This is a genomic window from Vibrio sp. 10N.261.52.A1 (genome assembly GCF_002876325.1).
GTDB lineage: Bacteria > Pseudomonadota > Gammaproteobacteria > Enterobacterales > Vibrionaceae > Vibrio > Vibrio chagasii.
The window spans coordinates 1-382 of sequence record NZ_MCYD01000136.1 but is presented as its reverse complement, the minus strand read 5'-3'; the positions used below and the strand labels follow the sequence as shown (position 1 = coordinate 382).

General features: G+C 47.4%; 1 pseudogene. It reads left to right on the top strand.

Annotated features, from left to right (window positions below):
• Positions 1 to 382: pseudogene (locus tag BCT81_RS01885) on the top strand (HlyD family efflux transporter periplasmic adaptor subunit); the annotation flags it as partial.

Here is a 382-nt window from a genome sequence, read left to right as displayed (position 1 = left end):
ATTTAGAGCGTGCAGAAACGTCGCCTGAGATCTTCAATGCTCGTGATGTTGAAAAGTACCACTCAGATCTTCGCGTGATGCACGCAGAACTGGCTTCACTGAAAGCCGATTTACAGAAAGTGAATTGGGCGCAAGAGAAGAAAACAGTGCGAGCAGAGTTTGATGGGCAAGTATCGATTGTGAACATTGCTGAAGGCTCTGTCATGGGCAACATGCACCTGTACAACACCAGCAAAAAGTTCTTAGAGATGCGTATCTCAGACCAGACTTACGGTTACGTGCAAGTGGGCGATTTTGCGGAATTCTTTGTCGATGCATATCCGGGTCACGTGTTCCGTGCCAAAGTACACAGCTTTACGGCAGGCACTGGTGAATCAAGTAT